Genomic DNA, 7,178 nt, shown 5'->3' on the forward strand with positions numbered 1-7,178 from the left:
CGGGCGTGGTCGGCGTCCCGGGCCAGGGGAGTGGTGACAGGCGCGGCCATCGCGCTGGTCGTGGCCCTCCTGAGTCTTCCCGCGGTGTCCGGCGCTTTCGGCGCTGGGGGGACCATCGCCACCGGCACCGAGTCGGCCAGGGCTCAGAAACAGGCTGAGCTGCTGGGCGTCGGCACCCCGGATCTCTTACTCGCGCTGACGGTGCGCGACGGGGGAGCACGGCCGGCGGTCGCGGCGGGTGCCGGTGTTGTTGCCCGGGTGCTGGCGGGAGAGCCGGCCGTGCGTACGGTGCGGTCGGCTGCCACGGGGGACCCGTGGCTGAGCTCCCGTGATGGGCGCACCGGCTTGGTGACGGTTTCGCTGTCGGGCAGCGATGGCGACCGCAAGGAAGCGGCGTTGCGCCTGGTGCCCAAGGCGCGGGCCGCTGTGCCGGGGATGCGGGTGGACGCCAGCGGGGCCTCGTGGGCGACGGCCGAGATCGACCGGCAGGGCGGGGCCGATCTGCTGAGGGCCGAACTCTGGGCTGCACCGCTCATCGTGCTTCTCCTGTTGCTGACCTACGGTTCCTGGGCTGCGGCCGCGTTGCCGCTCGTGGTCGCGGTGCCGGCCGTTGTCTGCTGTGCTCCGTTGCTGGGCCTGCTGGCCCACATGACCGATGTGTCCGCGTTCGCGGTCAACGCGGCCGCGGCCATCGGCTTCGGTCTGTCGATCGACTTCACCGTGTTCGTCCTCGCCCGCTACCGGGAGGAGCACGCGAAGGGTATGCCGCGCGCCCGAGCACTGGAAGTAGCTCTTGCTACATCCGGGCGCTGTGTGCTCTGTTCGGCTGTAGTGATCTCTTCATGCCTGGTGGCGGTGGCCGCCATCCCCGTTCCGCTGCTGCGTGCGCTGGCTCTTGCGGGTGTGGCGGTGACGATGCTGGCGGCGCTGGCCGCGTTGACGGTGCTGCCGGCCGCGTTGACGCTGCTGGGTGATCGCGTCGATGGCGCCGACCCGCTGCGTCGGCTGCGCCGGGATTCCATCGGGGGGCCGAGCCGGTTCTGGCGCGAGCTCGCCCGCCGTGTCACGGCCCGGCCTGCGGCGGCGGCCTTAGGAGCGCTGGCGGTGCTGGTGGTGATGGCCTGGCCGGCAACGGGTCTGCGGTTGGGCGCGATCGACGAGCGGACGCTGGCACCGACGGCCTCGTCCGCCGCCGCGGCCGCGGATGTGCGCGGCCGCTTCGAGGTCGCTCCGGAGCGAGTCCAGGTGGTGGCCCTGGAACGGCCGGACGAGGACCTCGCGAACTACACGGCCGCCGTGGCCCGGCTGCCGCATGTGGGAGCGGTGCGCGTCGTGCCGACCACTGCGGCGGGCGGACCCGGACAGGTGCAGCGGGAGCGGCGCCCGGTGGTGGTGCTGGTGGCGGCAACGGTGGGACCCGACACACCTCAGGGCGCGAGCCTGGTCGACGCGTTGCGGAAGACTCCTGCGCCCGGCCCGGTCCTGGTAGGTGGTCGGGCCGCGCAGATCACCGACACCACGGACGCGGTGCGCGGCGCGCTGCCGTGGGTGGTGGTGGCGATGTGTGTGTTCCTGCTGACCGCGCTCACCGCGTTCACCCGCAGTGCGATGGCACCGCTGAAGGCGCTCGCGGTGGCCGTCATCAGCTTGGCCGCCGGCCTCGGATGGATTGTGTGGATCTTCCAGTCCGGACACGGGGCGGACGTGCTGGGCGGGTTTACGGTCACCGGTTCCCTCGACGCAAGTCTGCTGCTGTTCACCCTGGCCGTGGTATTCGGCCTGTCCCTCGACTACGAAGTCTTCCTCCTCGGCAGGATCAGGGAGGAGTTCGACCGCGGCCTGGACAACCGGGCGGCCGTCGTCACGGGCATCTCCCGCACCGGCAGGCTGATGACCTCAGCCGCAGCGGCCCTCGCCATCTCCACCGCTGCCATCGCGACCTCCCACGTCACCATCCTCAAACTCATGGGTGCGGGCATCGCCTCCGCGGCGGTCCTCGACGCGATCCTGGTCCGCGGAATCCTCGTTCCGGCAGTCATGACACTTCTCGGTCCCGTCAACTGGTGGAGACCCGCGCACATCGGACGACGACGTCGTCGCGGCCCGCGCACCGCCCCGAGTGAAGCCGTGGCGGGCTGACCCCCCGGCTGCCCGGCCACGGCGATCGGCCAGGACGATCGGCAACGGCCTCGGAGTGACACCAAGCCTGCCTATGCGACAACTGTCGTACCTCGGCTCACCAATCTGAGACTCGCGGACTGTTCGGGGTGCGGTCCCAGGGTGTTTCGTTCCGCAGGCTCGGCGGGCAGCGATTTCCACGCCGAGACCGGGCGCACATCGAGTGACCACCCCCACCCACGGAGTTCGTGAGGGCGCCTGCGGCGCGGTACGCCGTGTCGCCGGGCGCACCAACTCCCTGCTCAGCACACTGCCGGCGGCCGTCCAACTCGGCGCCGACAGCCTGGTCGCGCAGCTCCCCGGCGAAGGGGAGGTGCGGAAGGCGGGCCAGGAGCACCTGTTCCGCCGGCCCCTCACCGGCCCTGTCGACCTGGTCGATCTCCACTTCGTACAGCGCGAGGGCGCCTCCACCGCCACCCGCATCGTTCTCACGTCCGGCCTGCCGCCCACCGGACGTCGGTGCGCGTCACGTTCCCCCGGCACCTCGGCAGGTGACTACCTCGTCCTGGTCACCAGCCAGGTGCTGCTGGACGCCCACAGCCGGCCGTTCCGCGTCACGGCTGCCTGACCGGGCCCCGGGCCCCCTCCTCCCGCCCCGTCCCGCTGGGCCCGGGGCGGGCCTGCGCGTACGTGCCCTGCGTCGCGGAGAGCCCCGTAGGCATCACCTGCAGGAAAGGTGATCCCCATGGGGCGCAGACAGCGCGAAACCTACGGATAGGGCGCTCGTTGTGCTGCTGGGTGCGCTCATTGCGCGCCGGGCGCACTATCGAAGGTTGCTGGGCATGAACGACTTTTCCGCCGCTGACAGCGTGCCGTGGCACGTGTCCGCGTTCCGTCTCGAAGGAGGGGCCTCTGACGACGTGGAGGTGGTTCGGCAGCTCAGGGAGCTGAGGGCGAGGATCCTGTTCGACCGCGGGCGCCGGCCTGACTTCCGTAGGGCAGACGGCGGGTACCACGATGACCAGGACCTGGATTTCGGAGCCTGGCACTTCATCGGGAGGCGCGAGGCGGGAGGCCCGCCGCTGGGCTATGTCCGGCTCTCGACGCCCGAGAAGGGCGCTCTCTTCCAAACGCGGGCCTACCTGGGGGCAGAACGTTACGAGGAAGTGCTCCGGGAGTGCGGCTTCGGTACCGCGGAAACGTTCGAGCACAGCCGGCTGGTGGTGGAGCACCAGGCGCGCAAGCTGGGCCTGGGCGTGTACCTGAACGCCTTCGCCGTCGCCGCAGCCCGCCATCTGGGCGCCAAAGCAATGATCGGGACCTCGGGTACCGCCGACGGCCAGGACCGGTTCCACGAGCGGTTCGGATTCCGTGCCGTGCCCGGCACGCGCCGCTACGTCGATCAGTACACCGAGGATGTGCTGATCATGCTGTACCGGTCGGCCTTCCCGGCGGGCGAGTACGCGGAGCTCGTCGAGCGGCTGGAGGACGTCTTTCCGGCCGTGACCGTTTCCGCGCGGCAAGCCGGGCTCGGTCGGGCCGAACGCGCCGTGGCGGAGCGGGGAGGGCCGACCGTCACGCGGTCGAGGATGTCTGCACTTGCCGCACGTGGAGTGCGGCAGGACGGCGGGCATCCGTGCTGGCAGCCGGAACTTTTCGACCTGGGGCGTGAGCAGGACCGCGTACGCGTCCAGGACCTCCTCGATGCGGGCGAGGTCCGTGAGGTGCTGGACACGATCGAGGACCAGCTGGTGGAGCTGGTCACCAGCCGCGAACCCCGGCTGCGCTCCTCGCCGCGGGAGGTGGAGCGGGCCGTGGCCGACCAGTTGGGCGGAACCGACCCGCAGGAGTACGGGACATGGGTCTGGTACCCCTGGTCGGGGCGGCTGGTCCACCTGCTGCCGCGGGAGGAGTTTCGCCTGGTGCGTACCGACCGCAACCGCGGCCGGATCGACCGGGCCCAGCAACGCCGGCTGCTGGGGCGCCGGGTGGGGATCGTCGGCCTCTCGGTCGGCAGCAGCGCCGCCCTGACCTTCGCGATGGAGGGCATCGGCGGAGCGTTCAAGCTGGCCGACTTCGACTGCCTCAGCGTGTCGAACCTGAACCGCCTGCGGGCCGGAGTGCACCACCTGAGCCTGAACAAATGCGTGCTGGCGGCACGTCAGATGCTGAAGATCGATCCCTGGCTGGACATCGAGATCCACCCCGGTGGTCTGACCGGCGACACCATGGAGGAGTTCTTCACCGGCGGCAGGGGAGCCATCGACCTCCTCGTCGAGGAGTGCGACACCCCGTACGTGAAGCTCGCCGCCCGCGAGCACGCGCGCGCCCTGCGCGTCCCCGTCGTGATGGACGCCAACGACCGGGGCCTTCTCGACGTCGAACGCTTCGACCTCGAACCGGACCGGCCGCTCCTGCACGGCCTGCTCGGCGACACCACCTCCGCCGACCTGGTGGACCTCACCCCCGCACAGATGACCGAGGTCATCCTCACGATGGTCGACCGCGAACGCCTCAGCCCGGAACTCACCGCGTCCATCGCCGAGATCGGCCGCACGCTCAGCAGCTGGCCGCAGCTCGCCTCGGGCGTCGCGCTGGGCGGCGCGCTGACCGCCGATGCCGCCCGACGCATCCTGCTGAACCTGCCCCGCCCCTCGGGCCGCTTCTACACCGACCTGGAACTCCTCACGGCCGGCGACCGGAGCACGGTCGCGTGACCCTCCTTCCGCGCCGCCCGCCGGGCGACGCGCTCACGGGCCGTGCGCCATCCCCCCCAACCACAGGAATCCCTCATGAACAGTGTTGCCGACACCCTTCACCACGTGACGTCCATCGTCGCCGCGGTCGCCGAGCGACCGACGGAAGAGATCGCCCCGGAGAGCCGGCTCATCGAGGACCTCGAACTCGACTCGCTCCAAGTGGTGGAGATCGCGGTGCGCGCCGAGGAGGCACTGGGAACACCGGTCGACGACACACTGCTGGCGGAGCCCGGGACGACCGTCGCCCGGTGCGCACAGGTCGTGTACGAGACGGGCGCCCGGGAGGCCCTCGCGTGAGCGGTCACGCGCTGCACACCGCGTGGGGAATCCACGGGCTGGGCGTACACCTTCCGGACCGCCGCGTGAGCAACGCGGACATCGCCGGCCGGTACGGTGTGGAGCCGGCGTGGATCGAGCGGATGACCGGCATCACCCACCGCCTGTACGCGGAGCCCGGCCAGACCACGTCCGACCTGGCACTCGCGGCCGCCGAACGAGCCCTGGCCGACGCGGGTCTCAGCCCGCTGGACATCGACGTCATCTTCCTCGCGACCAGCACACCCGATCAGCTCGCCGTCGCCACCGCGTGCCGGGTGCAGCACCGCCTCGGGGCGGACCGGGCCTGGGCCACCGACATCGGGGGAGCCTGTGCGGGCTTCCTCAACGCCCTCAAACTGGCCCGCGACGTCCTCACCGCGTCCCACCCCGACGGCCGCGCGCTGGTCATCGGGGCCGAGACGTTCTCAAAGTTCCAGAACCCCCTCGACCGCTCCACGGGAGTACTGTTCGCCGACGGCGCGGGGGCGGCCGTCGTGGGCCCGGCCACCGCCGGGCAGGGCATGCTGTGCAGTGTGCAGGGAACCGACGGCGCCCTGGCCGACATCGTCGGCATCCGGGCCGGCGGCAGCGCGCTCCCGGCCAGCGAGGCCACCGTCACCCAGGGCGGCCACTACCTCCACATGAACGGGAAGGCGGTGGCGGCCTACTTCCACGACATCTTCCCGAGGATCGTCGAAAGGCTCACCGAGCTGTCCGGACTCTCCCTGGACCAGGTGGACCTGGTCATCCCCCATCAGGCCAACCCGCGCATGCTCCGCACGCTGGGCGCCGAACTGGGCATCTCCGCTGAACAACTGGTCGTCACGGCGGACACGCTGGGCAACACGGGTGCGGCATCCATCCCCATGGCCCTGCACGCGGCTCGCGCCCAGGGCAGACTCACGCCACACAAGACCGTCCTGCACGCGGCAGTGGGCGCGGGGATGAGCTGGGCCGGATCCGTGCAGCACTGGTTGTGACCTCTGCCGCCCACCGAAGCCAGCAGCTCACCCTGGAAGTACTGGACCGGGCGAAACCCTACTCGCTATGTACTTTGCCCCCTCCGGGCCGTTTTGCGGTCCCGAGAACGAGAACAAACTGCACCTCTGTCTCAGCGACCGGGACGTGCCCGATCCGATGGGCCAGGATGACGCTGCGTTCGACCACGGAGCCCCCCGAGCCGACGCGGCGCGGGTCGTCACGATGACGGTGAGCAACCCCGGGACGGACAAGGTGCTCGTCCTGTCGACCTGGGAGGTCGCAGAAACCTCAGGACGTGACGGGGGGCGATCCGCGAAGCAGCGGCAGCCGTGCTCGACGCGCAGATACCAGCCACGTGGCCGCGGCGGAGGGCTTGATGAGCGCGGGCGCGGAGGTAGCCCTCATCAAGGGCTACTAAGCTCGGGTGCCCGGCTGCCCCTGCTGGCCGCGGACCGGAGCGGGGCCTGAGGGCTCGCAGTCGCTCCGCGTGCGGGCGGGCAAGTCGGGGCTCTCCTGAGCGGTGAACCGAGGCCCGGTCCGCCTCGTAGCCAGGCGTCCGCGGCGAAGAGCACGGTCGCGAAGACGAACAGCCCCCCGGGACCAGCCAGTTCGCGATCCGGGCAAGGGTGGTGTCCAGATCCGCCCGTCCGGGGCATCTGCAGCAGCGGGAAGAACGCCGTGATCGCATCCCACTGCCCGTCGGCGTCGGGGAAGGTTCGCATGTCCGCCAGCTCGAAAAGGCATCGGGTACTCGGGCGCGGGTCAGGTCCACCATCGTCTGCGATACGTCGTACCCCATCACCCGGTGACCGGCCGCCGCGATCCGTCCGGCGGCGAGTAGGGAGGGGCTGAAGGACGACGTCACGGTCTCACCGCCTAGGTGTGTGGTTCGGACAGGTTGGTGACGCGGCTGGCGGGTGGCTGGCCCCCGATTCCGGTGTGGGGTCGGTGGTAGTTGTACCAGTGCAGCCAGTCGGTGAATGCTTCCATCCGGTCCAGGTC

At 70.7% G+C, this 7,178-nt stretch carries 6 protein-coding genes; 5 read left to right on the plus strand and 1 reads right to left on the minus strand.

The window, feature by feature from the left end; genetic code table 11:
* Positions 1–33: 33 nt before the first annotated feature.
* The 5 genes from ACLJPL_RS33675 to ACLJPL_RS33695 all read left to right on the plus strand — a co-directional run bounded on the left by ACLJPL_RS33675 (position 34) and on the right by ACLJPL_RS33695 (position 6,175).
* Positions 34–2,139 (plus strand): MMPL family transporter, encoded by a 2,106-nt coding sequence (locus ACLJPL_RS33675; protein ID WP_411084751.1) that lies wholly within the window; start codon positions 34–36, stop codon positions 2,137–2,139.
* A gap of 202 nt (positions 2,140–2,341) precedes the next feature.
* Positions 2,342–2,746 (plus strand): hypothetical protein, encoded by a 405-nt coding sequence (locus ACLJPL_RS33680; RefSeq protein ID WP_411084752.1) that lies wholly within the window; start codon positions 2,342–2,344, stop codon positions 2,744–2,746.
* A gap of 214 nt (positions 2,747–2,960) precedes the next feature.
* Positions 2,961–4,835 (plus strand): ThiF family adenylyltransferase, encoded by a 1,875-nt coding sequence (locus tag ACLJPL_RS33685; protein WP_411084753.1) that lies wholly within the window; start codon positions 2,961–2,963, stop codon positions 4,833–4,835.
* 75 nt (positions 4,836–4,910) lie between these two features.
* Positions 4,911–5,174 carry an acyl carrier protein gene (locus tag ACLJPL_RS33690; RefSeq protein WP_411084754.1) on the plus strand — a complete coding sequence of 88 codons (264 nt, stop codon included), beginning with the start codon at positions 4,911–4,913 and terminating at the stop codon, positions 5,172–5,174.
* On the plus strand, positions 5,171–6,175 hold the full coding sequence (locus ACLJPL_RS33695; RefSeq protein ID WP_411084755.1) for a 3-oxoacyl-ACP synthase III family protein: 1,005 nt from the start codon (positions 5,171–5,173) through the stop codon (positions 6,173–6,175). Before ACLJPL_RS33690 ends, ACLJPL_RS33695 begins: the two co-directional genes overlap by 4 nt.
* An 877-nt stretch (positions 6,176–7,052) precedes the next feature.
* Here the strand turns inward: ACLJPL_RS33695 and ACLJPL_RS33700 are convergent.
* Positions 7,053–7,178 (minus strand): integrase core domain-containing protein (locus tag ACLJPL_RS33700; RefSeq protein WP_411079414.1); only part of this gene is annotated, 126 nt, incomplete at its 5' end.

The sequence above is a fragment of the Streptomyces sp. cmx-18-6 genome, assembly GCF_046548915.1.
In the GTDB taxonomy this organism is placed as follows: Bacteria; Actinomycetota; Actinomycetes; order Streptomycetales; family Streptomycetaceae; genus Streptomyces.

What these genes read in the sequence shown, in the direction of transcription:
- ACLJPL_RS33685 (WP_411084753.1), top strand. Translation starts at nt 2,961, where the DNA reads ATGAACGACTTTTCCGCCGCTGACAGCGTGCCGTGGCACGTGTCCGCG.
- ACLJPL_RS33690 (WP_411084754.1), top strand. Translation starts at nt 4,911, where the DNA reads ATGAACAGTGTTGCCGACACCCTTCACCACGTGACGTCCATCGTCGCC.